Source organism: Micromonospora sp. LHW51205 (assembly GCF_003315815.1).
In the GTDB taxonomy this organism is placed as follows: Bacteria; Actinomycetota; Actinomycetes; order Mycobacteriales; family Micromonosporaceae; genus Micromonospora; species Micromonospora chalcea.
The window spans coordinates 1652165-1678641 of sequence record NZ_QMEZ01000001.1; the positions used below are offsets into that span (position 1 = coordinate 1652165).

Annotated in this window: 20 protein-coding genes; 5 read left to right on the forward strand and 15 right to left on the reverse strand. The window is 73.7% G+C overall.

Annotation, left to right across the window (positions count from 1 at the left end; translation table 11 throughout):
- Positions 1-72 precede the first annotated feature (72 nt).
- Positions 73-738, reverse strand: a complete 666-nt coding sequence (locus DQE82_RS07875) for a PASTA domain-containing protein (protein ID WP_113972301.1) — start codon at positions 736-738, stop codon at positions 73-75.
- A 104-nt stretch (positions 739-842) separates the two neighbouring features.
- On the opposite strand from DQE82_RS07875, the gene DQE82_RS07880 reads away from it, so the two are divergent.
- Positions 843-2321, forward strand: a complete 1479-nt coding sequence (locus DQE82_RS07880; RefSeq protein ID WP_370446780.1) for a hypothetical protein — start codon at positions 843-845, stop codon at positions 2319-2321.
- A 160-nt stretch (positions 2322-2481) separates the two neighbouring features.
- Here the strand turns inward: DQE82_RS07880 and DQE82_RS07885 are convergent, their stop codons facing one another.
- The gene (locus tag DQE82_RS07885) at positions 2482-3960 is read right to left on the reverse strand and encodes a hypothetical protein (RefSeq protein ID WP_043327630.1); all 1479 of its coding nucleotides are present in this window, start codon (positions 3958-3960) and stop codon (positions 2482-2484) included.
- A 252-nt stretch (positions 3961-4212) separates the two neighbouring features.
- Positions 4213-4794 (reverse strand): YceI family protein, encoded by a 582-nt coding sequence (locus DQE82_RS07890; protein WP_043327631.1) that lies wholly within the window; start codon positions 4792-4794, stop codon positions 4213-4215.
- Between the two features lie 101 nt (positions 4795-4895).
- On the opposite strand from DQE82_RS07890, the gene DQE82_RS07895 reads away from it, so the two are divergent.
- The gene (locus tag DQE82_RS07895; RefSeq protein ID WP_043327632.1) at positions 4896-5387 is read left to right on the forward strand and encodes a MarR family winged helix-turn-helix transcriptional regulator; all 492 of its coding nucleotides are present in this window, start codon (positions 4896-4898) and stop codon (positions 5385-5387) included.
- A gap of 263 nt (positions 5388-5650) precedes the next feature.
- Here the strand turns inward: DQE82_RS07895 and DQE82_RS07900 are convergent, their stop codons facing one another.
- From DQE82_RS07900 to DQE82_RS07940, 9 genes are all read right to left on the reverse strand, one after another.
- A complete protein-coding gene (locus tag DQE82_RS07900) occupies positions 5651-8242 on the reverse strand; it encodes a helix-turn-helix domain-containing protein (RefSeq protein WP_113972302.1) in 2592 nt (863 codons plus the stop codon).
- Between the two features lie 101 nt (positions 8243-8343).
- A complete protein-coding gene (locus tag DQE82_RS07905; protein WP_113972303.1) occupies positions 8344-9492 on the reverse strand; it encodes an acyl-CoA dehydrogenase family protein in 1149 nt (382 codons plus the stop codon).
- Between the two features lie 118 nt (positions 9493-9610).
- Positions 9611-11143, reverse strand: coding sequence for an acyl-CoA carboxylase subunit beta (locus DQE82_RS07910; RefSeq protein WP_113972304.1), 1533 nt, complete (start codon positions 11141-11143; stop codon positions 9611-9613).
- A 187-nt stretch (positions 11144-11330) separates the two neighbouring features.
- On the reverse strand, positions 11331-12251 hold the full coding sequence (locus tag DQE82_RS07915) for a hydroxymethylglutaryl-CoA lyase (protein WP_113972391.1): 921 nt from the start codon (positions 12249-12251) through the stop codon (positions 11331-11333).
- A gap of 26 nt (positions 12252-12277) precedes the next feature.
- Complete coding sequence (locus DQE82_RS07920) at positions 12278-13615, reverse strand: acetyl/propionyl/methylcrotonyl-CoA carboxylase subunit alpha (RefSeq protein WP_113972392.1); 1338 nt, start codon at positions 13613-13615, stop codon at positions 12278-12280.
- Positions 13616-13692: 77 nt separating this feature from the next.
- Positions 13693-14307 (reverse strand): TetR/AcrR family transcriptional regulator, encoded by a 615-nt coding sequence (locus DQE82_RS07925; RefSeq protein ID WP_043327636.1) that lies wholly within the window; start codon positions 14305-14307, stop codon positions 13693-13695.
- A 58-nt stretch (positions 14308-14365) separates the two neighbouring features.
- Positions 14366-17212 (reverse strand): hypothetical protein, encoded by a 2847-nt coding sequence (locus DQE82_RS07930; protein ID WP_043327637.1) that lies wholly within the window; start codon positions 17210-17212, stop codon positions 14366-14368.
- Positions 17205-18998, reverse strand: a complete 1794-nt coding sequence (locus tag DQE82_RS07935) for an HSP90 family protein (RefSeq protein WP_043327638.1) — start codon at positions 18996-18998, stop codon at positions 17205-17207. Before DQE82_RS07935 ends, DQE82_RS07930 begins: the two co-directional genes overlap by 8 nt.
- Before the next feature lie 163 nt (positions 18999-19161).
- Positions 19162-20301, reverse strand: a complete 1140-nt coding sequence (locus tag DQE82_RS07940) for an FAD-dependent monooxygenase (protein ID WP_113972305.1) — start codon at positions 20299-20301, stop codon at positions 19162-19164.
- Between the two features lie 90 nt (positions 20302-20391).
- Between DQE82_RS07940 and DQE82_RS07945 the strand changes: the two genes are divergently transcribed.
- The 3 genes from DQE82_RS07945 to DQE82_RS07955 are packed head-to-tail and all read left to right on the forward strand — an operon-like array spanning position 20392 to position 22727.
- On the forward strand, positions 20392-20991 hold the full coding sequence (locus DQE82_RS07945; protein WP_043327640.1) for a TetR family transcriptional regulator: 600 nt from the start codon (positions 20392-20394) through the stop codon (positions 20989-20991).
- Positions 20992-21006: 15 nt separating this feature from the next.
- The gene (locus DQE82_RS07950) at positions 21007-21537 is read left to right on the forward strand and encodes a SigE family RNA polymerase sigma factor (RefSeq protein WP_113972306.1); all 531 of its coding nucleotides are present in this window, start codon (positions 21007-21009) and stop codon (positions 21535-21537) included.
- Positions 21534-22727 (forward strand): hypothetical protein, encoded by a 1194-nt coding sequence (locus DQE82_RS07955; RefSeq protein ID WP_113972307.1) that lies wholly within the window; start codon positions 21534-21536, stop codon positions 22725-22727. The genes DQE82_RS07950 and DQE82_RS07955 overlap by 4 nt, the downstream gene beginning before the upstream one ends.
- A gap of 55 nt (positions 22728-22782) precedes the next feature.
- On the opposite strand, the gene DQE82_RS07960 is transcribed toward DQE82_RS07955, so the two are convergent.
- From DQE82_RS07960 to DQE82_RS07970, 3 genes are all read right to left on the reverse strand, one after another.
- A complete protein-coding gene (locus DQE82_RS07960; RefSeq protein ID WP_043327642.1) occupies positions 22783-23685 on the reverse strand; it encodes a sulfurtransferase in 903 nt (300 codons plus the stop codon).
- An 89-nt stretch (positions 23686-23774) separates the two neighbouring features.
- Entirely contained in the window at positions 23775-25871 is a 2097-nt protein-coding gene (locus DQE82_RS07965) for a hypothetical protein (protein WP_147265127.1), read from the reverse strand.
- 158 nt (positions 25872-26029) lie between these two features.
- Entirely contained in the window at positions 26030-26476 is a 447-nt protein-coding gene (locus DQE82_RS07970; RefSeq protein WP_043327643.1) for a hypothetical protein, read from the reverse strand.
- Between the last annotated feature and the right edge of the window lies 1 nt (position 26477).

The following is a 26477-nucleotide window of genomic DNA, read 5'->3' on the forward strand; positions in this document are numbered from 1 at the left end:
GGCGCACGGCCCTCGATCGTCCACCGTAACGGGCCACCGCCAGGTCGGCCGGGATCAGCGCGCCCGCGCCGGTCAGCCAGTCGGCGACGGGGTGGCGGACGGCGACTCGGACCGGGTGTCGCCGCAGGTCAGCACCACCTGGTCGTTCCACCGCGCCGGGCTGCCCGCGACCGGCTCCTGTGCCGTGACCGGGCCCTGGCGACCAGTGCCGTAGCGGGGATAGAGCCCGGCGTCCACCAGATCGTCCGCGGCGTCGGAGCAGGACAGCGCACCCACGTCGGGCACGCTGACCGCCGGAGCCGGTCCGGTCACGAACAGGGAGACGGTGACGCCGCGCTTCACCGGCGTACCCGGCGCCGGGGAGGCGCGCTCCACCGAGCGTCCGGCGCCGGTGCCGAAGACCAGTCGCCAGCCGAGCCGGCGGTCACGCAACTCCCGGCGGGCCTGCTCGAAGTCGACGCCGACCACCTCGGGCACGGTGAGCCCGGCGGGCGTGCTCGTCCGCGTACCGGTCGGGGCCGTGGTCGCGGGAGGCGTGGTGGCGGGCGCGGACGTCGAGGCGGTGACAACCGGCGTGGCCTCGCCGGAGGCGGCCGGGCGGTCCGGGTCGCCGGCCAGGATCCAGCCGGCGCTGCCCCCGATCACCGCCAGCAGAACCACTGCCAGGCCACCCCCGAGGAACAGCCGGGCCCGTCCCGGGCCGGTGCCGTCGCCGTCCGGTTGCCGCTCGTCCGTCATGTCCCCCGCCCCCGCTCATCGACGACCGTATCCACCGCTGCCAAACGGTCACGGCGTGTCGCCACGACTCGCCGCGCCGACCTCGGGACGTTACGCTCCCCGGCATGGTCAGTCGGGGCTGGGGAGGATCGACCGCCGCCGCGCTCGGCGTCGCTGCCGGCGCGGGCGCCGCGCAGCTCGGTTTCGGGTACGGGTTGGGCATCATCAACTGGGCGCCGACCGGCGCGGTACGGATCGAGGCGGCCTGGGTGGCGAGCCTCGCGTGGGCGACCTGGATCGCGGCGACCTCGGTCATCGCCGGCGCGGTCTGCGCCCAGCGCCTGCGGGGCCGGGACGACGAGTCGCAGGGCCGGCCGCCCCGGTTCGCGCTGGTGCTCGCCGCAGCTGTCGGCGCGCTCGTCACCGTACTGCTGGTGGCGGTGCCGGCGCGGGCGGCCCAGGTGCCGGACGTGTCCGCGCCGCAGACCGTCGCCGCTGCGTACGCGGGAGCCGGACTGCTTCTCGGGATGCTGCTCGCCACCTGGGCGCTGCACACCCGCGCCGCCGCCACCAACCTCATCGCCACCTCGGGCTGGCTCTGGCTGCTCGCCGTCGTGTCGGTGGTCGACGGGGTGATCGCCGGCCGTGGCCTGACCACCGCCCAACTCGGCATCTGGCAGATCAGCGCGGACCGAGGAGCGTTCTGGATCCGCGACTACTTCTACTGGCCCGGCGCGCTGCTGTCGGTGCTCTCCGCGCTCGTGATCGGCGTGCTGGCGGCCCGGCGCGCGGCCCGCGCCGCCGAGGTACGGGTCGGCGCGGCCGCCTCCGGAGCGGCCGGACCGCTGCTCGTGGCACTGGCGTACCTGCTCGCCGTACCGCGGCTCGCCGGGATCGCCGCCGAGCAGTTGTCGGCCCACCTGATCGCCCCGTACGCGGTGATCGCCGGCGTCGGCGGCTCGATGCTGACGGCCGCGCTCGCCCAGCCCGCCGAGCGTCGCGCCGCCGAGCGGGTCACCGTTCCGCGCCAGCGCACCGGCGAGCCGGACCCGGTCGTCGGCGAGGCCGACCCGGCGACCGGCGACCCGGCCTCGAAGGACGGGCCGTCGGAGCCGGCCGGATCCGCGTCGGACCCGTCCGGCACGTCGTCGGCGGGCAGTTCCGGCGAGCGCCCGTCGGGTGTGTCGCGCCGGCGCTCGACCGGATTGTTCGGGGCGCGGAAGGCCCGCCCGTCAGCGGCAGATCCGTCGAGCCCGTCAGCGGTCGGCCGGCCAGCATCGGACCGGTCAGCGTCGGACCGGTCAGCGTCGGACCGGTCGGCGTCGGACCGGTCGGCGTCGGACCGGTCAGCTTCGGACCGGTCGGCGGACTGGGCGGCCGGGACGGACAAGGCACCGGACACCTCGGCCGGCACGCGTGAGGCGACGGCCGCAGCCGAGCCTGGCGTAGCCGTCGGCCGGACCGGAACGGAGAAGGGCCGTGCCACCCGGTCGGCTACCGGCCGTCGGGGTCGGGCCGTCCCGCCGCAGCGCCAGCCCGAAGCCCTGGACCACCCGCAGACCAGCCAGGACGGTCCTTCGTCACGTTCAGACAAGCCCTCGTAGCACCCCGAGGCTCCTCAGCGCTCGCCCGAATCCCGCCCACTCCCATCGATCTTGGAGTTGTGGTGCCTCCCAAACCGCCCAACAAGGGCATCCGAGGCGCCACAACTCCAAGATCGGCGAGGCGGGGGCGGGAGGGCGGGGGGCGGGGGCGGGGGCGGGGTTAGTCGGCGGGCCAGGTGTGTACGGGCTCGTTGCTGCGCTGGAGTTCGGCGTAGCGCTTGACCATGTGGTGCAGGGCGGCCTCGCGGTCCAGGCCGCGGTGCCGCTCGGCCGCCCACACCGTCTCGGTCTGCCAGACCGCGCCGTTGCGGCCGGTACGGCAACGGCCCTCGATCACGCCCAGCAGACGGTCCCGCTCGGCCGGGGCGACGCCGAACCGGTCCAGCCCCTGCTCGGCCACCGGGAGCAGCGTCTCGAGGACGAGCTTGGTCACCGGTACGTCGCCGAGGCGCGGCCAGTGCAGGACCGCCTCGATGCCGCGCCGGGCGGCGGCGTGGAAGTTCTCCTCCGCCGAGCTGAACGTCAGCTGGCTCCAGATGGGACGGTCCGCCTCGGCGAGGCCGCGGGCCAGCCCGAAGTAGAACGCCGCGTTGGCGAGCATGTCCACCACTGTCGGGCCGGCGGGCAGCACCCGGTTCTCGACCCGCAGGTGCGGGCGGTCGTTCATGATGTCGTAGACCGGCCGGTTCCAGCGGTAGACGGTGCCGTTGTGCAGCCGCAGCTCACCGAGCTGGGGCACGCCCCCGGCGTGCAGCACCTCGACCGGGTCCTCGTCCTCGCAGATCGGCAGCAGCGGCGGGAAGTAGCGGACGTTCTCCTCGAACAGGTCGAAGATCGAGGTGATCCAGCGCTCCCCGAACCACACCCGGGGGCGTACTCCCTGGGCCTTCAGCTCGTCCGGGCGGGTGTCGGTGGCCTGCTGGAACAGCGCGATCCGGGTCTCCGCCCAGAGCTGCCGGCCGTAGAGGAACGGCGAGTTGGCCCCGACGGCGACCTGGACGCCGGCGATCGCCTGGGACGCGTTCCAGTAGTCGGCGAAGCTGTCCGGCGCGACCTGCAGGTGGAACTGGAGGCTGGTGCAGGCGGCCTCCGGCGCGATCGAGTCGGTGTGCGTACGCAGCCGCTCGACGCCGTTGATGTCCAGCTCGATGTCCTCGCCCCGGGCGCCCACGATCTGGTCGTTGAGGACGCGGTACCGCTCGTTCGTGGAGAGGTTGTCGGCGACCAGGTGGCGTTCGGTGAGCGTGGGCAGGATGCCGACCATCATGATCGTCGCGTCGGACTTGGCGGCCCGCTCGTCGGCGCGGCTGAGGCTGCTGCGCAGGTCCTGCTCGTAGTCGGCGAAGCCGCTGCCCTCGATCAGCCGGGGTGAGGCGTTCAGTTCGAGGTTGAACTGCCCCAGCTCGGTCTGGAACAGCGGGTCGGCGATGTCGGCCAGGATCTGGTCGTTGCGCATGGCGGGTTCGGCGGCGGCGTCGATCAGGTTCAGCTCGATCTCCAGCCCGGTCATCGGCCGGTCGGCGTCGAAGCCGAAGTCGTCGAGCATCAGTGCGAAGACGTCCAGGCAGCGCCGGACCTTCTGCCGGTAGCGGACCCGATCCTCGCGGGAGAAGGCGCCCTGGTCGACGTCTCTGCCCATGTGTCCTCCCGACGCCGGTGCGACGGAACCGTACCGTTCCGCAACGCATTGTGAACCATTCACGTGGTGCGCGTAAGTGCGCCCCGTCCGCAGCCCGCTGTACGGGCGGCAGATCTGCACCTGTACCCCGTCGGCACCCCCACCAGCGCCGTCGGCCGGAGAACATCGGGTGACGATTCGCACCCGATGCGCGTACACGGGAAGGGCCCGCACCGTCGGCGGACGGTGCGGGCCCCGCGGGCCTGGCCGGGCTCAGCCCTGGCGGATGGCCTCACCCTCGATCTCGATCTTGACCTTGCGGCCGACCAGGACGCCGCCGGTCTCCAGCGCCACGTTCCAGGTCAGGCCGAAGTCCTCGCGGTCGATCTCGGTGGAGGCGGAGAAGCCGAAGATGTCCTGCCCGAAGGGGCTGCGTCCGACGCCCTCGAACTCGACCTCCAGCTCGACCTGACGGGTCACGCCCTTGATGGTCAGCTCGCCGACGAGCACGAACTCGTTGCCGTCGCGGGACTTCACCTCGGTGCTGCGGAACTCCAGCGTCGGGTACTGCTCGACGTCGAGGAACTCCGGGCTGCGCAGGTGCGCGTCGCGGTCCGCCTGTGCGGTGTTGATGCTGGCGGCCTGGATGCTGGCGGTGACCGTGGACTGCATCGGGTCGTCGGCGATGGTGATGGTGGCGGTCGCGTCGGCGAACTCACCGCGTACCTTGCTGACCATCATGTGCCGGGCGACGAATCCGACACGCTTGTGCGCGGCATCCAGAAGATAGGTGCCGGGGGTGGGGATGGTGAGACCCTCCCAGTCGCGGGTAGTCGCCTCGGTGCTGCTGGTCATGGTGCTCTCCTCCGGGGAAAACGCTTTAGTATCCCAACGACTGACTGAGCAACTATAGCTACAGCAATATTCCCTGTGTCAAGTGTTGCTAGGATGGTGGCGTGGACCAGAACGTGTTCGACGATCCCCGGATCACCGCCGTCGGCCTCCTCGTCGAGGCGCACGCCGGGCTCTCCGCCCGGTTCGCCGCCCAGTTCGACGAGCACGGCCTCTCCCCGGTCGAGTTCGAGGTGCTCACCCGACTCGCCCGCTCACCCAACAACCAGCTGCGGATGACCGACCTGGCGGCGCAGACCTCGCTCTCCACCAGCGGCGTGACCCGCGTGGTGGACCGGATGGAGCGGGACGGGCTGATCCGCCGGCGCGCCTGCCCGTCCGACCGCCGCAGCTCCTTCGCGGTGGTGACCGCAGCGGGCCTGAGCCGGCTGGACGCCATCCTTCCCGGCCACCTGCGGATCATCGAGCAGTGGTTCACCGGCCAGCTCGACCCGAGCCAGCTCGACGGGCTGCTGGACGGGCTGCGCCGGGTCCGGGACGCGGTCCACCCGGGTGCCACGGCCGGCAGCACCGAGCCGGACGAGGACGCCGCCTGACAGTCCACTGCCGACGGTCCACAGCTCCACTGTCCGCCGATTGATACCGGCGGGTCACCGGCAGAATGACCGGCAGAACCGCTCAAACAGTCGGGCGAAAGGGTGCAAAAGCCCCCATATCTCTTGCAGCCCATCGGTAGTCTTCCCGCAGCGGGGGGCACCGGGGGGTGCTGGCGCGAGCGTCGAGCGAGGGGCAGCACCAGGGGGCTACTTCGTTCGCGCCACCCCCGCGCCCTCCGCCTCCTGGCGCACGCAGCCGCTGGTCAGCGTGCCTTCTGACGCCGGGCCGCCAGGGAGAAGAGCAGTTCCTCCTCCTGCGGCAGCAGGCTGACGCCGGTGGCCCGCCGAGCGGCGTCCAGGCGGTCCAGCACGGCCGGGTCCCCGCTGCTGACCGCCAGCCCCACGAGCGCCTCGACCAGGTCGCGCCGGCCCGCGCCGCCCGCCGCCGCGTCGGCCGCCGCCGCGAACCACTCCACCGCCAGTTCCCGGTCCCCCCGGCGCAGCGCCACGTGCCCCTCGATCAGCCCACGCAGCGCGTCCTCGGCGCGTGCGTCCGCCACCGCGCCGGGTGGATTCAGGCTCTCCATGACCGGCGGCCGACGCTGGCCCGGCACCGCACCCGAGGGCCACAGCTCGGCGGCCGCGGCCAGCGCCTCGTCGCCCCGGCCCTGGCCGGCGAGCGCCAGCGCGACCTTGCCGACCGTCCGCCGCTGTCGGCGGGGATCGCCCAGCTCGGCGAGCGCGGTCGCCACCCGGCGGCCCTGCTCGACCGCCTCCGCGTACCGGCCCTCCAGACGGGTCAGCTCGGCCTGATCGGCCCGCGCCAGCAGGCGCAGGCGCCGGTCGCCGCACTGCGCCGCCAGGCGGTCCACGGTGGCCAGCCGCCGCCGGGCGTCGGCCAGCCGCGCCGCGCGTACGTCGTGCCAGGTGAGGTGCGACTGGGCAACGGCCATCTCGCGTACCCGGCCGTGGCGGGTGGCCGTCGCCAGCGCGGCCTCGGCCTGCTCACGGGCCTCGTCGTGCGCACCGAGCCCGCGCAGCAGCACGCAGAGCACGGACCGGGCCGACAGCTCCCCGACCACGTCACCCGCCTCGGCGAAGATGACGAGCGCGGCCCGGGCGGCCGGCAACTCCTCCGCGCCCGCGCCGTGCTCGGCGGCCAGCCGGGCCGCGCCGAGCATCGCCCAGGCCCGCAGCGTGGACCGGGTGCCGGCGGTACGCGGATCGGCCAGCAGCCGCCGCAGCCAGCGCCGGCCGGAGACGTCCCGCCCGCGCAGCCGCCACCACCGGGGCAGCGACGCGGCCAGCAGCAGCGCCGTCTCCGGCGCATGCTCGGCGGCGTACGCGAGGGCGGCGGTGATGTCGCTCGTCGCCTCGTCGAGCAGGCGTACCGCGCCGGACAACTGTGCGCCCACCAGCCCGGGCGCGGTGCGGTGGACGAACCTGGCGATCACCGCGGCGTGCCGGAGCCGGATCCCGGCGGTCTCGCCCTCGACGTCGGCCTGCTCGGCCGCGAAGTCACGGACCGCGTCCAGCAACCGGAACCGGAACGGGCCGGCGCCCCGGACGCTGAGCAGGCCCAGCTCGCGCAGCCGGTCCAGCATCGGCGCCGCGTCCCACCGCTCGCCGCCACCGGCGAGCAGCTCCCCGGCGAGCAGCTCCCCGGCGAGCAGATCCTCGGCCAGCTCGACCGACCAGCGGTTACGGAACGCGGAGAGCCGCCGCAACGCGGCCCGGTCGGCGGGCGCGAGCAGGTGGTAGCTGCTGGCCACCGCCTCGCGCAGCGTCACCGTGCCGGCCGATCGGTCGGCGGCGGGCTCCCACCCGGGATGGGCGCCGGTCAGGTCCAGCACGCGGTCGCCGTAGCGGTCGAGCAGTTCGGTGACGTCGAGGATGCGTCCCCGCGCCGCCATCAGCTCGATCGCCAGCGGCAGCCCGCCGAGGCGGCGTACCAGCGCGGCGAGCGCCGGCAGCTCGGCCGCCGTGGGTGGTTCGCGGCGGGCCTGGGCGAGGCGGGCGGCGAACAGCGCCGCAGCGGGCCAGCGATCCAGGTCGGCCCGGTCGGCGGGCGCGGCGTCCGCCGGTGGCACGTCGAGCGGCGCGACCGGGCGGACCAGCTCGCCGGGCAACCCGACCGGGCGGCGGCCGGTCACCAGCACCCGGAGATCCGGCGCGGCGGCGGTCAGGGCGCGAAGCGCCCCGGCCACCGGCTCGGGTGCCCGGTCGACCGCGTCGACGACCAGCAACGCCGGCCGGCCGTCGAGCCGGCAGGCGAGGTCGGCCAGCCGGTTCACACCGAACACCGACGCGGACGCGGCGAGCACGTCGGCGACGTCCGAGCCCTCCCCGACCAGCACCCCGCTGACACCGCCCGGGTGCCGGGCCGCCACCGCGTGCGCGACAGTGACGGCGAGCGCGGTCTTGCCGACCCCGGCGAGCCCGACCAGGCTCACCACCGGGTGGGCGTCGAGCAGGCCGGACACCTCGGCGACGTCCCGGTCGCGGCCCACCAGGGGTACGGGCTGGGGCAACGCGACCGGCGCGGCCGACGGTCCGGCGGCTGCGGTGTCGGGGAGGCGGGGTCCGGGCCGGGCCGGCGTGGGCCGGGCGGTGGCGACGAACTCCCGCCGGTCGTCACCGGCCAGGCCGAGCGCGTCGGCCAGCAGGTCCACTGTGGTGCGCTGAGGGCGGACGGCCCGCCCTCGCTCCAGATCGCGGACCGTCCGCACGCCCACGCCGGCCCGGCCCGCCAGCTCGGCCTGGGTCAGGCCGGCGGCGAGCCGGTGCCCGCGCAACAGATCGGACAGACCGGTGCGACCGCCTGGGCTCCGCGCACCGTCATGATCCGGAGTCATGGGCACGAAGAGTACGGATCGACTCCGACGCTCCACAGCCCATCGTCACCCACCCGACCGTCCCCTGCCGTTATCCGACAGGATGCGGACGAGTGCGCCTCTCACATGCCGAGGTCGCGGGCGATGATCATGCGCTGCACCTCGCTGGTGCCCTCACCGATCTCCAGGATCTTGGAATCGCGCCAGAAGCGCGCCACCGGGTACTCGTTCATGAAGCCGTACCCGCCGTGGATCTGCGTCGCCTCGCGGGCGTTGTCCACCGCGACGGTGGAGGCGTGCAGCTTGGCGATCGCCGCCTGGCGCTTGAACGGCTCACCGGCGAGCATCCGCGCGGCGGCGTCGTAGTAGGCCAGCCGGGCGGTGTGCGCCTTCATCTCCATGTCCGCGATCTTGAACTGGATGGCCTGGTAGTTGCCGATCGGCTGACCGAACGCCTGGCGCTCCTTGGCGTACTTGATCGACTCGTCCACGCAGCCCTGGGCCAGGCCGACGGCGAGCGCCGCGATGGCGATCCGGCCCTCGTCCAGGATGCGCAGGAACTGGGCGAAGCCCCGGCCGCGCTCGCCGAGCAGGTTGGTCGCCGGCACCCGGCAGTCGTCGAACGTCAGCTCGTGCGTGTCCGACGCGGTCCAGCCGACCTTCGAGTAGCCGGGCGCGACGGTGAAGCCGGGCGTACCCGACGGCACGATGATCGTGGACAGCTCCTTGCCGCCGTCCGGCCGCGTACCGGTGACTGCGGTGACGGTGACCAGCGCGGTGATGTCGGTGCCGGAGTTGGTGATGAACGCCTTCGAGCCGTTGATCACCCACTCGTCGCCGTCCAGGACCGCCCGCGTCCGGGTGCCGCCCGCGTCCGACCCGGTGCCCGGCTCGGTGAGCCCGAACCCGGCCAGCGCCTCACCGCTGAGCAGCTTCGGCAACCACTGCGCCTTCTGCTCCTCGGTGCCGAACCGGTAGATCGGCATCGCGCCGAGCGACACCGCGGCCTCCAGCGTGATCGCCACGCTGGAGTCGACCCGGGCCAGCTCCTCCAGGGCCAGGCAGAGCGCGAAGTAGTCGCCGCCCATACCGCCGTGCTCCTCCGCGAACGGCAGCCCGAACAGGCCCATCTTGCCCATCTGACGGACGATCTCGTACGGGAAGGTGTGCTGCTCGTAGTGCTCGGCGATGGTGGGCGCGACCACCTCGCGGGCGAATTCCCGGACGCTCTCCCGCAGCGCCTGCTGCTCCTCGTCGAGCCGGAAGTCCATGTCGATCCTCCTGGAAAGGGCGGGCCGCCGGGCGCTCGTGACGCCGTGAGCGGCTGAAGCGTTAGGAGGGGCCCCTTTACATGCACCAGGCGTTAAGAGGGGGCCCTTCCTTACCGGGTCAGACGGGGGTGACGCCGTGGCGGCGCCGGGAGAAGTGCCGCTCCTTGCCGCGCGCGGCGGCGAACCGGCGTACCAGCTCGGCGCGCAGCTCGTGCGGCTCGACGATCGCGTCCACCACCAGCTCGCTGGCGAGGCGGACCACGTCGATGTCGCGCTCGTACTCCTCGCGCTTCGCGGCCACGAACGCGGCCCGCTCGGCCTCGTCGGAGATGGCGGCGATCTTGTTGGCGTAGACCGCGTTGACGGCGGCCTCCGCGCCCATCACCGCGATCTTCGCGGTGGGCAGCGCGATCGTGGCGTCCGGCTCGAAGCCGGGGCCGGCCATCGCGTAGAGACCCGCGCCGTACGCCTTGCGGACCACCACACAGATCTTGGGTACGGTCGCCTCGGAGATCGCCGTGATCATCTTCGCACCGTGCCTGATGATCCCCTGCTTCTCCACCGCGCTGCCGACCATGAAGCCGGGCACGTCGGACAGGAACAGCAGCGGCACGTTGAACGCGTCGCAGAGCTGCACGAACCGGGTCGCCTTGTCGGCCGAGTCGACGAAGAGCACGCCACCCTTGAACATCGAGTTATTGCCGACCACGCCGACGACCTCGCCGTTCAGCCGGCCGAACCCGATGGTCAGCTCCTTGGCCCACAGCGCCTGGATCTCGAAGAAGCTGCCGGAGTCGAGCAGGCCCTTGACGTACCGGCGCATGTCGAACGCCTGCCGCTCGCTGGCCGGCACCAACGCGGCCAGGTCGGCCTTCTCCGGCGCGTCCACCGCGTCGGCGGCGGGCGGGTCCTGCTTCCAGTTCGACGGCAGGTACGACAGGTAGGTCCGTACCACGTCGAGCGCGTCGTTCTCGGTCTTGCAGAGGAAGTGACCGACGCCGGACTCGGCGCAGTGCACCTTGGCGCCGCCCATCGCCTCCAGCGTGGTCTTCTCGCCGGTGACCATCTCGACCATCCGGTCGGAGCCGAGGTACATGCTGGCGTTGCCGTCCACCATGGCGACCACGTCGCAGAACGCCGGGATGTACGCCCCGCCCGCCGCGCTCGGCCCGAACAGCGCGCACACCTGCGGGATCGAGCCGGAGGCGCGGACCTGGTTCCAGAAGATCTTCCCGGCGCCGCGCCGACCGGGGAACAGGTCGACCTGGTCGGTGATCCGGGCCCCGGCCGAGTCGACCAGGTAGACCATCGGCACGCCGGTCGCGTACGCCCGCTCGATGATCCGGATGATCTTCTCGACGGTACGCGCGCCCCAGCTTCCGGCCTTGACCGTGGAGTCGTTCGCCATCAGGCAGACCTGGCGGCCGTCGATGTTCGCGGTGCCGGTGACGACGCCGTCGGCGGGCAGCCCGTCGGCCATCGCGTTGGCGTAGAGCCCGTCCTCGACGAAGGAGCCCTCGTCGACCAGGTACGCCACCCGCTCCCGGGCGAACAGCTTGCCCTTCGCGGCGTTCGCCGCGTGGTACTTGTCCGCACCACCGGCGCGGGCGCGCTTGCGCAGCTGCTCCAGTGCCTCACCGTCGAGCGTCACGCCGACTCCCGTTGCCACCGCCCGCGCAGGGCGCCACCGACCTGAACGATCGTTAGGCTACCCCACCGCCGCCCTCTCCGGCGACCCGCTCCTCGCACCCCCACCCATCCACTCCCGTGATCAAGGAGTTTGCGTCCTCCGCGCGGCCGAATGAGGACACAAACTCCTTGATCAACGCGCGAAATGGTCAGGAGGGGAGGGGGGTCAGGCGGGTACGGGGGCCGGCTCGGAGGAGTCCGGACGGGAGTTTCTTGCCCACCAGGGTCTCGGCCAGCTCGGCGGCAGCGATCAGGGCGTCCAGGTCGATGCCGGTGTCGATGCCCATGTCGTGCAGCATGTGCACCGCCTCCTCGGTGGCCAGGTTGCCGCTGGCCCCCGGCGCGTACGGGCAGCCGCCGAGGCCGCCCACGCTGGCGTCGAACTCGGTGACGCCCAGCTCCATCGCGGTGAGCATGTTCGCCAGCGCGGTACCCCGGGTGTTGTGGAAGTGCAGCAGCACCGGCAGGTGGGCGTTGCGGTCCCGCACCGCCGTGACCAGCTCGCGGACGCGCCGGGGCGTACCCATGCCTGTGGTGTCGCCGAAGGCGACGCGGTCGGCGCCGTCGCGGGCGACCCGGTCCACGATCGCGGCGACCCGGCGGGGGTCCACGTCGCCCTCGTAGGGGCAGCCGAAGCTGGTCGCCACGATCACCTCGGCGGTCGCGCCCGCGCCGTGCAGCAGGTCGATCAGCTCGGCGATGTCGTCCAGCGACTCGTCGGTGGAGCGGTTGACGTTGCGGCGGTTGTGCGTGTCGCTGGCCGAGACCACCACCTCGATCTCGGTGAAGCCGGCGGCCAGCGCCCGCTGCGCGCCACGGGTGTTCGGCACCAGCGCGGAGTAGCGCACCCCGTCGGCCTTCTCCGCCCGCTGCCACACCTCGTCGGCGTCGGCCATCTGCGGAATCGCCCGGGGGTGGACGAAGGAGACGGCCTCGATGCGCCGCACCCCGGTACGGGACAGCGCGTCGAGCAGCCGCACCTTCGCGTCGGTGGGGATGGGCTCCTCGTTCTGGAGGCCGTCCCGGGGACCGACCTCACGGATGCTCACGGAGTCGGGGAGTTCCGCCATCAGGTTCACCTCGTTCGGGTCGAAGGTCAGCGCATCCGGGAGACGATGCCGGTGTCGTAGTCGCCGGAGAGGAACTCCGGGTTCTCCAGCAGCTCGGCGAAGAACGGCAGGTTGCACTTCGGGCCGGCGATCTCGAACTGGGCGACCGCCGCCCGGGCCCGCTCGACCGCCTCCTCGCGGGTGTCCCCGCTGACGATCAGCTTGGCCATCAGGCTGTCGTAGAACGGCGTGACCGTGTTGCCGGCGACGTAGCCGGAGTCCACCCGTACGCCGGTGCCGGCCGGCTCGTTCCAGGTGGTGATCGCGCCCGGGCCGGGCAGGAAACGCTTCGGGTCCTCGGCGTTGATCCGCAGCTCGATGGCGTGGCCGCGCGGGGCGAGCGCGTCCGGGTCGAACGTCGGCACCAGCCCGGCCGCCACCCGGAGCTGCTCCTCGACCAGGTCGACGCCGTAGACGTACTCGGTGACCGGGTGCTCGACCTGCAGCCGCGTGTTCATCTCCAGGAAGAAGAACTCCTGCGTCGAAGGATCGAGCAGACATTCCACGGTGCCCGCGTTGCGGTAGTTCACCGCCTCGCCGGCCCGTACCGCCGCGGCCAGGAAACGCTCGCGCAGCTCCGGCGAGACCGCCGGGGACGGCGACTCCTCGACCAGCTTCTGGTTGCGCCGCTGCACCGAGCACTCCCGCTCGCCGAGCGCCACCACCCGGCCGTCGGCCAGGCCGAGGATCTGCACCTCGACATGGCGTACCCGGGGGAAGTACCGCTCGATCAGCACCGAGCCGTCGCCGAACATCCGCTCCGCGAACGCGCGGACCTTGTCGTACTCGGTGCGCAGCGCCGCCTCGTCGGCGGCCACGCCCATGCCCATGCCACCGCCACCGGCGGCGGCCTTGACCATCACCGGGTAGCCGATCTCCGCGGCGGCCGCGACCGCCGCGTCCAGGTCGGCCGCCGGCTCGGTGGTGCCGGACGCGACCGGCACCCCGGCCGCCGCCATCAGGTTCCGGGCGTTGATCTTGTCGCCCATCGCGGTGATCGCGTCCGCGCCGGGTCCGACCCAGATCAGGCCCGACCCCTCGACGGTACGGGCGAAGTCCGCGTTCTCGGACAGGAAGCCGTAGCCGGGGTGGATCGCCTGCGCGCCGGTGCTGCGGGCGGCCTCGAGGATCGCCTCGACGTTCCGGTAGCTCTGCGCCGGGTTCGCCGGGCCGACGCAGACCGCCTCATCGGCCTCGGTCACGAACGGCAGCGCGCCGTCGGCCTCCGAGTGCACAGCGATCGTCCGGATCCCGAGCCGCCTGCCGGTACGGATGATCCGGCGCGCGATCTCCCCCCGGTTGGCGACCAACAACGATTCGATCATCTTCTGCACGGACGTGACCCCTTCTCGACGCAAAGCCGGGGTCTCTTCTTAACATGCGTTAAGGTCCGGGCGGCGTGTCAGGTCGGATCGGTGGGCGCGAGCAGGGCCGCGAGCGTCGCGCCGCGCAGCAGCTCGGCCCGGCGCCGGCGATCGACCTCGCCACCGAGGAACGGCGTCGAGTTCATCAGGCCGAACGCCGCGTGGGCGAGCACCCGGGCCGCGCCGTCCGGCAGGCCGGGGTGCAGCGCGGTCAGCACCGTCACCCACTCCTCGACGTACATCCGCTGAAGCCGGCGGATGCGCCGGCGCGGCTCGTCCGGCAGGCGGTCCAGCTCGTGCAGGTGCAGGGCGATCACCGCCGGGTTGGCCAGCGCGAACTCGACGTGGAAGTCGATCAGCGACTCCAGCGCGCCACGCGGGTCGTCCGGGTGCCCGGCGGCCCGCTCCCGCCCGCCCGCGAGCAGCCCCTCGCTGACCGGCACCAGCGCGGCGACGAGCATCGCCTCCTTGCCGGCGAAGTGGTGGTAGAGAGCCGGCCCGGTGACACCGGCCGCCGCGCCGATGTCGTCCATCGACACGCCGTGGTAGCCGCGCGCCGCGAAGAGGCCGACCGCGATCTCCAGGATCTCGTCCCGCCGGGATCGGCGCCGGGCCGTGCCCGCCGTCCCCCGTGCCTGCTGTTCCACCGCCACCGGATCAGCCTAGACCTCGGCGTCGATCTAGAGCAGCCGCGGTTACCCGGCAGTCGCCTCAGTCCTCCTCGATGCCGTGCTCGGCGCGGACCGTCGCCGCCTCGGCCGGCCGGCCCTGGTCGTCGAGCGCGCGGGCCAGCAGCCAGGCGGCATGCGCGGCGGGCCGGGAGCCGGTGGGCAGACCACCCAGCACCGGACGCAGCAGCCCTTCGGCCTGCTCCGGCCGGCCGTCGCGCAACAGCAGCTCGCCGGTCAGCACCTCGACCTGCGCCGCCTCGCCGAACGCCTCGATCGACCGGAGCCGCCCCGGCACACCCTCCAGCCGGTCCAGCGCGGCGGTGAGCCGGTCCTCGCCGATCAGCACCCGGGCGACCGCGTCGGCGGCCATCGCCCGCTCGTACGTGACCACGGGCGGCTCGTCGGGCTGACCGGAGACCGCGGCCGCCGCGGCGTCCACCCCCTCGATCGCGGCCACCGCGGCCGGCAGGTCACCGGACCAGTGCAGGGCGAGGAGTTCCCGCCGCCGGGCCCGCAACTCGTCCACCTGGAATCCGGCCAGCCGCCACGCGCTGGCCGCCGCCGCGAACCGCTGCGCGGCCAGCGCGTCCCGGTCGGCGTCGTAGAGCAGGCCGCCGGACTCCTCCAGCACCTGCGCCCGGCGGGGAAGATTGTCCGGCCCGTCCAGGTTCTCCGCCAACGTGTCGAGCACCGCGAGCGCCAGATCCGTCTCACCGAGCCCCGCGTAGATCCCCGACAGCATGTGCCGGCACCGGTCCGCCTCCGCCTGCGCGCCGGCCCGGTCCAGCCCGAGCACCGCCTCCTCGGCCACCTCGGCGGCCTCGGCCAGCCGGCCGGCCATCCGGTACGCCTCGGCCAGCTCCCAGCGCAGCAGCGCGTCGCCCTCCAGCCCCTGCTCGACGCAGAGCGTGACCGCCTCGGCCAGATCGTCCACCGCCTCGCCGGCCCGGTCGGCGGCCAGCAACGCCCGGCCCCGGGTCACCCGCAGCGGCAGGTGGGCGCCGGCCGGGGCGACAGTCAGCGCCTCGTCGCAGGCGGCCACCGCGTCGGCCGGATCGTCGGTGGAGCGGGCGTACGCCAGGCAGGCGCTGGTCAGCATCTCGGCGTCGCCCAGCTCGCCGGCCAGCCGGCGGGACCGTGCCGCCGCGTCCCGGAACTCCTCGGCCCGCTCCAACTGCTCCAGCACGTGCGTGCGGTGCAGCGCGACCCGCCCGGCCAGCCACGGATCGGCGTCCGCCTCCGCGTCGGCGCGGTCGAGCGCGTCGAGCGCCTCCGCCCACCGCTCCCGGTGCACGTGGGCGAGCGCGAGCCGGTCCCAACCGGCGGCCCGATCCCGCGGTTCGCCGTGCGCGGCCAGGTACGCGGCCGACTCCCGGGCCAGCGTCAGCCCCTCGTCCGCGCTCTCCTCGGTCATGCTCAGCAGCACACCGAGCCGCCCGGCCACCACCTGCGCCCGCAGCGGGTCCGGCACCTCCCGCCACGCGGCCAGCGCCTCCCGGTTGACAGCGGTCGCCACCGCCACGCCGTCGTCGTCCTCCTGGGACAACTCGCCCGCCCGCAGCTCCAGCCGCCACGCCCGGGTGGCCGGCGGCAGGTCGGCGTCGCCGTACCGCTCGTCGTACGCGCGCAGTACGGTGCCCAGCCCCTCCCGGCAGTTGGTGCGCCAGCACTCCTCGGCCAGCGCCAGCAGCTCGTCGGCGCCGGCGTCGGCGGGCACGCTGACCGGCGGCTCGGTCGTCGCCCGGTCGTCCGGCGCGGTACGCGGCGCGGGCACCACCGGACGGCGCACGCTGGCGGAGAGCGGCAGGTGCTCGCCCTCCGGCCCGGCCACCAGCTTCCGGGCGATCAACGCGGACTGGTGCGTGGTGCCGTTACGCGCGTCGAAGCGCCCGGCCAGCCCGGTGGCCGTACCGGCCAGCTCGTCGGCGAGCGCGCCCACCGGCACGTCGGCGGCCGGCCGGTCACCGGAGGCGCGACGGTGCACAGTCAGCTCGGCCGGCACCTGACGCAGCGCTGCCGACGCGGCGGCCGCGAAGTGCATCGCGGCAGCCGGGGTGGGTGCCCGGTCCAGCCAGTCCAGGTGCCGCTCGACCAGCTCCAGCGCGCGGGCCTCGTTGCCGGTCGCGGTGCAGAACTCGATGTGCTCGGCGACGTCCCACAGGTTGGCCAGGTGCCCGCGCAGCCGCCGGTACGCCTCCCGGTGCGCGTCCCGCGCGGCGTCGCCCCGGCCGGTCTCGCGGTAGGGCGTGAGCAGCGCGGTGAGGATCCCCTGCGGCTGCTCGCTGCAGGTCAGCCGGCCGGCGAGCACCGGCTCGGCGAGGGCCACCGCCTCCTCGTGCCGGCCCAGCCGGACCAGGTGCGCGACCTGCGTGGTCGGGTCGCAGCCGGCGCAGTCGGAGAGCGTGTCGCGGGGCGTGGTCATCCACTTGCGGTACCACTGCTCCGCCGCGTCCTCATCGCCCACGTGCGCGGCGACCAGGTAGCGGTGCTTGTGGACCGCCTGCAACGAGTGCCCGGCGTCGCGGTAGCGCCGCTCCATGTCGTCGAGCACCGCGTACGTCCGGTCCAGCGGCAGCTCCGGGAACTTCACCATGGCGTTGACCATGTACTTGAAGGCCCAGAGCAGCTGGTGCGTGTAGCCCTGGTGGTAGGGCTGCGGATCCTTGTCGTACTCGGACAGGCACCAGGAGAACGTGACGAACGACTTCGCCGGTTCGCCGCCGTAGACGTACGCGGTGGTGCCGGTGACCCGGGCGGCGAAGGCGAGATGCCGGTCGTCGCCCGCGTCGGCGCGGCGCAGCAGTTGTTCCAGCGCGGCGATCTGCCCCGGGCCGTACGGCATGGTCTCGATCTCGTGGTGCATGCGCCAGAGGTCGTCGTCAGTCACGGGTCACTCCCGGTACGGCCCGGCCGAGCAGGCCGAGGAAGGAACTGTTCAGCAGCGCGGCGTCGGCCGCCCGGATCGGGTGGTGCCCGAGCAGCAGGGCCTGCCCGTAGAGCGCCTCGACGGCCAGCCCGACCAGCTCCGGGTCGGCGAGCGTGGTCACCCGGCGGACCAGCGGGTTGCGGTGGTTGAGCACGAGTTGCGGGCGGTCCGGCGGGGCGGAGGCGGCAAGCGCGTCGAGCACGCCGCCCCACAGCTCGTCGGCCTTGTCCCGGCTGGCGGCGAGCTGGTCGTGGAACGCGGCCGAGCGGGACACCAGGTAGAGCGCGGGCAGCGAGACCGGGTCGTACGCCCGGATGACGACCTCGCAGCCGAGCCGTTCCAGCGCCCGCTGCGCGCCGGTCAGGAACGGCCGCAGGGCCAGCTCGGTCGCCGGGTCGAGGATCTCGAACCGGGTGGTGAGGTCACTCGGCTCCAGCCGTTCGATGAGCACCGATCGATCCACTGTGGGCAATCGCTCGATCAGCTCGGTGTCGTACGTGTAGCCGCCGTTCACCACCGCCAGGTCCTGCGCGGCGGCCACGGCGGCGAGCTGGCGGAACTCGTCCAGGCCGGCGGCGTACCGGAGCACGCCGTGGCGCTGCCGGAACTCGGCGAGCGTCATCGTGCCCACGTTGGTGTCCATCGGCCACCATTGGTCGACCAGCCGCAGCATCTCGTCGTCGTGCATCGCGAGCGCCTTGACGCCGAGGTGGTGCACCTGGAGGAACTCGCCGAGCCGGCGCGGGTCGTGCTTGGCCAGCCGCACCAGCCAGCCCCGGATCTGGTCGCCGAGCGCCTCCCGAACGGAGGTGAGCAGCGCGTCCTCGTAGAGCGCCTCGCGGCTCGCGGTCGGGCGCAGCTCGCTCGCGTCGACCACGCAGTGGGCGAAGAAGGCCCACTCGGGCAGCAGCCCGTCGGCGTGCTCGCTGAGCAGCATTCGCTTGAGGTAGACCCGGTGCCCGGCGCGGGCGGCCGGGTTCACCGCGGTGGGCAGGATGAACGCCACTCCGGTGAGGCCGGCCTCGGGCACCGACAGCGGCACCACGTCGAACGGGACGAACCCGAGCAGCTCTTGCGCGTACCGCTGGAGCCCGGCGCGGTCGACGGGCGCGCCGGGTGTGGTGGGCCACGGCGGCGGCCCGGAGGTGGTCGACATGTCGCCGACCCGGACGTCGACCGGCAGCAGGCTGCCGTAGAGGCGGGCCAGCTCGGTGACGGTGGGTACGCCGAGCCACTGGTCGGCGTCGCGCCGGGGCACCAGCGTCACTGTGGTGCCGGGCTCGTCGCGGGCCTGCTCCGGCTCGGCGAGCCGCACCGCGTACCGGCCGTCGGACCAGCCCGTCCAGAGCACCGTGGGCTCGTCGGCGTGCCGGGTGACCACCCGGATCTCGTCGGCGACCAGGAAGCAGGAGAGCAGCCCGATGCCGAACTGGCCGAGGAACTCGTGCCGGGAGAAGCCCAGCTCGTCGCGTTTGGAGCTGCGGCCGATGGTGGCGAGCAGCTCGTGCACCTGCGCCTCGGTCAGGCCGATGCCGGTGTCGTGCACGCGCAGGGTGCCGTCGCCGGTCAGCTCGGGCGGCTCGATGCGTACCCGGGCCGGGGCGTTCGGCTCGGTGGACCGGCGCGCGGTGATCGCGTCGACGGCGTTCTGGAGCAGCTCGCGCACGTAGACGCGCGGGCTGCCGTACAGGTGGTGACTGAGCAGGTCGACCACGCCACGGAGGTCCACCTGGAAGGTGCGGTCCAATCGCGCTCCCGGTTCGGATTTCGGCGCTCACCGTACCGGTCAGCGCCGACAGTGTCCGACCCGTTTCATCCCTCCCCCGCCCACCCACCTCCTCGCTGATCTTGCACTTTCCGCCCGGTCGAAGGCGCACAAAAAGGACCCGTCGAGGGCCCGAACTGCAAGATCAGCGGGGTGGGGGTTCGAAGCCGGCGAGGCGGGTTGCGATTCGGGCGCGCATCGGGGGGAGGGTGGAGACGAGGCGGAGCAGGAGGTTTCGCAACGGGCGGAGTGGGGGTGGGGCGGCGGCTAGGCGGGTCAGGGTGGCGGCGAAGCCGAGCACCTCCTCGGCGCGGGGGCGGCGGTCGGCCGCGTACCCGTCGAGGGCCCGCGGACCGGCGGCGAGCGCGTCGCCGAGCGCGACCGCGTCGCGCAGGCCGAGATTCATCCCCTGCCCGCCGGCCGGGCTGTGCACGTGCGCCGCGTCCCCGGCGAGCAGCACCGGCCCGCAGCGGTAGGTGCTCGCGATCCGGTGGTGGATCCGGAACCGGGACGACCAGTCCATCCCGGTGATCCGGTCCGGCCGGCGCGCCGGACCGCGCTCGTCGAGCAGCGCCTGGAAGTGGTGCGCCTGCGGGTCGCGCGGCGCGTCCGCCACCGCGGCGACCAGCCGCACCGTACCGTCGGGCAGCGGCGCCCAGACCAGCGGGCCCCGCCGGGACAGGAAGAGGCTCACCTGGTCGCGCGGCAACGCGCTGTCCACCCGGACGTCGGCGAGCAGGAACGACTCCCCGGGGTCGGCCGGGCCGCCGAAGCCGATGCCGGCGAGTTCGCGGACCCGGCTGTGCATCCCGTCCGCGCCGACGACCCAGCGCGCCCGGACCGCACGGCCGCCGTCGAAGCGCGCGAGAGCGCCGTCGCCGTCGAGGTCCAGGCCGGTCATCTCGTACGGCCGCAGCACGCGCCCGCCGAGCGCGGCGAGCCGGTCGGTGAGCACCGCCTCGGTCTCCGCCTGCGAGATCAGCAGCGCGTACGGGTAGCGCGACGGCAACCGGTCGAAGGGGACGGTGAGCAGCACCCGGTCCCGGTCGCGGACGCTGAACCGGGCCGATCGCAGCCCTCGGGCGGCCAGCGGCGCGGCGACAGCGATCCGGTCCAGCACTTCGAGGGTGCCGGCGTGCACGACGGCGGCGCGCGACGTGACGGGCGGCTCGGCGAGCCGGTCGACGACGGTCGCGGCAACCCCGTGCCCGGCCAGCGTCACGGCCACCGCCAGGCCGGTCGGCCCGGCGCCCACCACGAGGACGTCGGTGCGTTCGGGCAGCATCGCTCTCACCTCCGGCTCGGTCAACAACTGTTTGCCAACACATGTTGACTTCACTGTAGAACCAATGTCAACACGTGTTGGCCTACAGTCGTGGACGTGACCGAACCCGCCACCCGAACCCGCCGCTCGGACGCCACCCGGGCGGCCATCCTGCGCGCCGCCCGGGAACGCTTCGCCGCCGACGGCTACGACCGGGCCACCATCCGGGCCATCGCCGCCGACGCCCACATCGACCCGTCGATGGTGATGCGCTACTACGGCAGCAAGGAGGGACTCTTCGCCGCGGCGGCCGAGTTCGACCTGCGCCTGCCCGACCTGGCCGAGGTGCCGCCGGACCGGCTCGGCGAGACACTGACCCGGCACTTCGTACGCCGCTGGGAGGCGGACGGGACACTCGTCGCCCTGCTCCGGGCCGCCGCCACCAACCCCGGCGCGGCCGAACGGATGCGCGGCATCTTCGCCGGCCAGCTCGCCACCGCGGTGGCCCGGTCGAGCGCCGACCCGGCGACTGCCGAGCGGCGGGCCGGTCTGGTGGCCAGCCAGATCCTCGGACTGGCCCTCACCCGGTACGTCGTCCGGCTGCCACCCGTGGTGGACCTCGACCCGGAGGAACTGACCGCCTGGGTCGGCCCGACGATTCAGCGCTACCTGACCCAACCTTTGCCCCCGTCCCGCGCGTCTGGCCGGTGACGGAGGAGGAGCCGGATGGGGCGTGACTCGGACGACGGGCGGGCGGACTACCTCGCCTTCGTCGAGTCGCACCAGCACCGGCTGCTGCGCGCCGCGTACCTGATCTGCGGCAACCGGCACCAGGCCGAGGACCTGCTCCAGGACGCGCTGCTCAAGCTGGCGCTGCGCTGGCCGTCGGTGCGCGACGGCGACCCGGCCGCGTACGTGCGCGCCATCCTCTACCGCGACGCCGTGTCCTGGTGGCGACGCCGGCGGCGGGAGTGGCTCAGCGCGTACCCGCCGGAACGGCCGGACGAGGACGGCGACCCCGCGTTGCGGCTCACCGTGCGCGCCGCGCTGGACCGGCTGCCGCCACGCCAGCGGGCCGTCGTGGTGCTGCGCTACTTCGAGGACCTGACCGAGGTCGCCACCGCCGAGGCGCTCGGCGTCACGGTCGGCACCGTCAAGAGCCAGTGCCACGACGCGCTGCGCCGGCTGCGCGACGTGGTGCCCGCCCCCGGCCGGTCCGGCGACGGCCTGGCCGCCGGAAGCGAGGTGAACCCGTGAACGAGACGGAGCTGACCCGGCTGCTGACCCGGGCCACCGAGGAGATCCGCCCGACCCGGCCGGCCGCCGCCGGATGGGAACGGGCCGGGCGGGTCCGTCGTGTCCGCCGCGCCGCCGGGGCCGCCGCCGTCGCCGTGGTCCTTGTCGGCGGCGGTACGACGGCGCTCCTGCACCGCTCCGGCCCGCCCCCCGCGGCGCCACCCCGCCCGGCGGTGACCTCGGCACCGAGCGCGCCGGTCGTGCAGCGGCCCCCGGACCGGCTCGGCGAGGCGGGCGACCCGCTGGGCCGGCTCGGCGACCGGGTCCCCTACCGCCTCTCCGACCGGCCGGTGAGCCGGGCGCTGGCGCTGTACCAGCCGGTCGACCCGGCCACCGGCGAGGCGGGCACGGTCCGGGTGCTGGGTGACGACGGCATCGTCCGGGAACTCGACGTGGTCACGCTCGCGCCCACCCGCGACGCCGAGGGCAACGAGGCGACGGCACTCAAGCCGGGCAGCCTGTCGCCGGACGGCCGGACCGCCGCGTTCGCGCAGACCGGCGAGGTGGTGGTGGTCGACCTGACCGACGCCGAGGTGCGTCGCTATCCGCTCGCGGGCTACCTGGAACACGTGGTCTGGGCCGGTGACCGGCTGATCGTCGGGGACAACGACACCGCGTACGAGCTGGACCGGCGCACCGGAGCGGCGCCGAAGCTGACAGTCGACCCGTGGACACTCGTCGTACCCGAGCCGGCCCGGTCCGGCGACCTGCTCACAGTGGGCGGCTGGTCCGGGGACGGCGGCCTGGCCGTACGCCGGTTCCCCGCCTCCGGCGGCGCGCCGGACCGGCGGCCGGTGACCACCGGCGCGCTTCCCCCCGGCTACCGGCTGGACGAGGTGTACGGGCGGGGCTGGCAGCGCGGCGACCGGATCGGCCAGGCCGGGTGGACCACCACCGCCAGTGGCGCCGGCACGATGAGCGGGGGCGAGGGCGTGGCGGTGCTGGACGCCCGCACCGGCGCGGTGACGCGCCTGCTCGACCTGGGCCGGGAGGGCCGGGCCAAGGCGTGCTGCGAGGTGTACGGCTGGACCGCCGACGGCGGCCTGCTGTTCCGCTACGACGCCGGGCTGGCCCGGTGGCGGCCGGAGACCGGCGCTGTCGACCTGGTGGCGGCCGACGTCCCCGGGAGCCTGTCGATCGCCGCCCGCTGACGGGTCCGGAACGCGGCCGGTCCCGCCGCGGTGACGGCGGGACCGGCCGGGACGCTCAGCGGGTCAGGCCGCCGGGCTGGTCGCCCTTCACGACGGGAGCCCGGACCAGGTTGCCCCACTCGGTCCACGAACCGTCGTAGTTGCGCACCTGCGGGAAGCCGAGCAGGTGGTGCAGCACGAACCAGGTGTGGCTGGACCGCTCGCCGATCCGGCAGTACGCCACCACGTCGTCGGACGGGCTCAGACCGAGCTGGTCGGCGTAGATGGCGCGCAGCTCGTCGGCGGACTTGAACGTGCCGTCGTCGTTCGCGGCGGACTTCCACGGCTTGCTCACCGCGCCCGGGATGTGCCCGCCACGCAGCGCGCCCTCCTGCGGGTAGTCCGGCATGTGCAGCATCTCGCCGGTGTACTCGCCCGGCGACCGCACGTCCACCAGCGGCCGACCGGCCGCCACGTGCGCCATGACCTGCTCCCGGTACGCGCGGATCGGCGCGTCGTTGCGCTCCGGCACCGGGTACGAGGCGCGGGGCCGGCTCACCTTGTCCCGGGTCAGCTCCCGCCCCTCGGCGATCCACTTCTGCCGGCCGCCGTCGAGCAGCCGTACGTCCGGGTGACCGAAGAGGGTGAAGACCCAGAGGGCGTACGCGGCCCACCAGTTGAAGTTGTCGCCGTAGAAGACGACCGTGTCGTCCCGCCCGATGCCCTTGGCCGCGCACAGCTCGGCGAAGCTCGCGGCGTCCAGGTAGTCGCGGGTGACCTGGTCGTTGAGTTCGGTGTGCCAGTCGACCTTGACGGCGCCGGGGATGTGGCCGGTGTCGTAGAGGAGCACGTCCTCGTCGGACTCGACCACCACGAGCCCCTCGTCGCCCAGGTGCTCGGCCAGCCATTCGGTGGTGACCAGGCGCTGCGGGTCGGCGTACGACTGGAGATCAGGATGCGGATCGCTCGGCACAGGCATGATCCCCAAGGTACGCCGGATCGCGGGCCACGGATGTGACACCGGCCCCACCGCCTCGGAAAGGTGGTGGGGCCGGCGCGGTCAGGTGCTCAGCCCTCGGCCACCAGGAACGTCCAGACCTGCTCGGGCGAGCGGGTGCCGTCCGCGGTGACCCCGACGACAGTGAGCGTGTGCGTCCCACCCTCGGTGGGCGTCCAGCTCACCGTCGCCCGGCTGCCGGTCTCGACACGCTGCTCGACGCCGTCGTCGAACCGGTAGAGGAAGGCCACCGTCGTGGTGAGTTGCGACGTGAACCGGAACTCGCCCGGCTGGCCCGGACCGCCCATGGGCACGTCCGTCCGGTACGGGTCGGCGGTGACGGCGGGGCGCAGGTCCCGCACCCGGAAGGAGAAGGTCGCCGGCTCCGACACGGTGCCGTCCCCGCTCACGCTGCGCACGACCAGGTTGACCACGCCCGCCTCGGTCGGCGCCCAGGTGACAGACGCGGTGCCGTCGGCCTGCGCGGCCACCACCTGCTGGTCCTCGCCGGTGAACTGGTAGCGGTAGCTGACCGTGCCGGGCAGGCGGGGGGTGAAGGTGAAGACGCCCGGAATGCCCTGCCCACCGCTGGGGATGGGCAGGTAGACGGTGGCCGAGACCTTCGGCGCGGTCGGCAGGCTGAACTGCCGGCTGCTGGTGGCCTCCACACCGTCGGCCGTGACGCTGGTGACGGTGAGGGTGCGGGAGCCGCCCCGGGTCGCGGTGACGGTGATCGCGGCGGAGCCGTCCGCCGCCGCGTCCACCGTCTGCTCGGGGTCGCCGTCGAGGGCGTAGCGGTAGCGCACCACGCCGTCCATCTGCGGACGCAGCTGGAACGTGGCAGGCACCCCGATCTCACTCAGCCGTCCCTCCACGACCGGCGACACGTCCGAGGCGCGGAACGTGTACTCGGTGGTCGCCGAGGGGTTGCCGACCGCGTCGAGGCTCCACACCCGCAGGGTGTTCGGGCCGCTGTCCGGGGTGAGCGTGACGGTGGCCGTGCCGCCCGTCCGGTCCGCGTCGATCGTCTTCTCGACGCCGGAGTCCAGCGAGTAGCCGTACCGCACCACGTCGGCGGCGCCGTTGGCGGTGAAGGTGAACTCGCCGGGCAGAGCCGGGTACCACCCGTCGTCGTCGGGGAAGTCGGTCGACGTCACGACGGGCGGCGTGGCCGGCCCCCGGACGTCGAGGCGGAAGTAGCAGACCGGGCTCCACTCGCCGGTGGCCCGGCTGTCCGCCGCCCGCATCTGCCAGGCGTACGTCCGGTCGTGCTCGAACGGCGACGGATAGATGGTGTCGTAGCGGCCGACGGCCCGCTCGCCGTCGCGCGCGTAGTCGGTCTGCTCGATCCGCGCCTCCGGCTGGTCGACCGGCCAGGCCGCGAAGGAGACGGTGAGCTGGTCCGTGCCGCCGCTGTCGGTGCGGTCCCGGTCGTGCACCACTCCGGAGGGGACGGGGTAGCGGATCACCTGGTACGGCTCGGTGGTGGTGCACGCCGTGCCGGTCTCGCTCCGCAGGTCGGTCGGCACGCCGGGGCGGAAGTTGTAGTCGATCGAGATGCCGACCCTGCTGGCGTACTTCCGGGCCAGTGCCGGGTCCCGCTCGGCGTCGGCGGGCAGCCGCAGCGAGAGGGTCAGCGTCGACCGGCCCTCGGCGAGCGCCTGGCGCAGCCCGTCGACCGCGTCGAACTCCACCCGGGGCGCCGGGCAGACGGTCTGGTCGGTGAGCTGGCGGCTGTCGACCAGCCCCAGGTCGGCCGGGGGGTTCCGCCAGCTCGACCGGGCGGTGTAGGCGGCGGTACGCCGCAGCTCGACCACGGGACGTCTGGTGCAGTCGCCGCCTGCCGTCTCCTTCACGTCGAGGACTGCGGACTGGATGTCCGCTCCCCGGTAGCGGGAGATGTCGAACGTGAAGTAGGCGCGCGACGTGTGCGGGCGGCCTTTCCCGTCCTTCCACGTGCCGACCGGCACGTCCCCGGACCGGTCGATGTCGACCGTGGTGGGCGAGTGCGAGTCGGTCCAGGCCCACGAGGTGTTCGTCTCGTAGCGGATGTCGTACGCGGCTGCCGGCGCCGCGGTGGCGGCCACCGTTCCGGCCGCGACCACCATCGACAGCGCGGCGGCGAGCACGCCTCGCCGGGCGGTTCGACGTGGATTTCTGTCAGGCATGAGGGTCATCCCTCATCCACCTTTCCCCGATTTCGCCCCGTACTCGATCGACGGGGGTAGCGGATGCTATCCAGTGGGGCGGACATCGGGCGATCCCGATAAGCGGCCGACCGGACACATCGGACGAACGGCGGTGAAGGTCGAGCCGTGCGGCGGGGTCAGGCGCGGCGGTGCACCAGGCGGCCGGCGACCACTGTGGCCAGGCAGGCGCCGTCCGGGCCGAACACGGCGAGGTCGGCCCGCCCGCCGGTCACCAGTGCTGGCGGCCGCACGCCGGGCAGCACCGCCACGTCGTTGCGGGCCGCGGCAGCCCGCAGCGCCGGGTCGGCCACGTGCTCCTCGACCACCGCGGCGACGCCGAGCCGGAACAGCGCGTGCACCCGCTCGCGCGGCGTGGGCGCCGGGGGCAGCGGACCGTCGTGCACGAGCGCCGGCCCGAGCGTGCCGGCCCACCGCCGCACCCGCATCCCGGGGTACGCGCCGGGAAGCTCGTCCGTCGGCACGATCGCCTCGACCCGGTCACCGGCGACCACGACGGCCAGCCCCGCTCGGGGCGGGTCGTCGGCTGTCAGCCGCAGCAGGTCGGCGGCGTGGACGGTACGCACG